Origin of the sequence: Protofrankia sp. Cr1, from assembly GCF_963555865.1 — a bacterium.
Lineage (GTDB): Bacteria > Actinomycetota > Actinomycetes > Frankiales > Frankiaceae > Protofrankia.
In genome coordinates this window covers 2,462-3,421 of the sequence record NZ_CAUVXO010000614.1, presented here as the reverse complement: position 1 = coordinate 3,421, position 960 = coordinate 2,462, and the positions used below count along the sequence as shown (strand labels likewise).

The window sequence follows — 960 nt, the reverse complement described above, 5'->3', positions numbered from 1 at the left end:
AGTGCTGGTCGAACTTGTCGCAGCAGTAGAACACCGCGTCGTAGGCGGGCGACCAGGCCCGGCAGAAGGCTTCCATCGCGCGTAGGACGGGTGCGTGGGGTCCGCCAGCACGGCCGATGCGGGTTCGCACGCCGTGTCATGGAAACGCGCGAGCCCACGCTCGGTCTTCCTATCGCACCACGCGGCAGTGACGGCGGTAATCCCTCGGGTGGGCTGTCCACCGGCGGCGGCGATCAGGCTCGCCAGCTCGTCGGCGAACCGGTGGCCGGCGACGACCGCTGCCTGACGTCGGGCCTGCACGAGCAGTGCGCCGACCATGGTGACGACAGCGAGGGTCTCTGCCGGGTCCTCGGCGGCGACGCCGTGGAAGCCGAACCGCAACGTCGTATCGGTCACCGCCAGCGAGCGCGCCCGCGACAGCCGCAGGTATACGGTCGCAGCGGCGGCCGGCGATGAGTTGGTGGTCGTGACCGAGAACGCGGCCAGCAGGGAGGTCCGCCCGGCGGAGGGACGCCGCGCGGCGCCGAACGGGGTGTCCGCCCAGCCCAGATTGGTCGCCTCACGCATGCGCGATCCTGACCGTTACGGGTCGTGCGGGCGGCCGTTCCGTCCGGGTGAGGGTCTGGATTGAGTGCCCCAGGTACTTGGCGTAGTGGTTGCGCTTGAACCGGTGGCACCGCCAGATCGCGGTGATCGGTTCGTCGAGGAGGTTGCCCAGCGGTTCCAGCAGGTCGGGGGCGTCGTAGACCGGCCAGGCGCTTGCTGTCCCGCCCGGCCCAACGACGATCATGTGGCCTTCGGTGTCCGGGGTCCACGCGGTCAGCCGCAACGCCGGCCGCCAGCCATGGACGGTGCGTAGCTCAGTCAGCCGGTCGAACGTCGCGGTGGCCTCGTCCAGGGTGATGCACTCGTGGTCGGCGAGGTCGAGCGCGTTGCCCTAGATCAACCGGGGAACCTGCA

General features: G+C 70.2%; 1 protein-coding gene and 1 pseudogene. Both read right to left on the bottom strand.

The window, feature by feature from the left end; translation table 11 throughout:
* A pseudogene (locus U9980_RS26755) lies at positions 1-567 on the bottom strand (hypothetical protein); the annotation flags it as partial.
* Positions 560-790, bottom strand: a complete 231-nt coding sequence (locus U9980_RS26750) for a hypothetical protein (protein ID WP_322770465.1) — start codon at positions 788-790, stop codon at positions 560-562. The gene U9980_RS26750 and the pseudogene U9980_RS26755, both read right to left, overlap by 8 nt.
* Positions 791-960 lie beyond the last annotated feature (170 nt).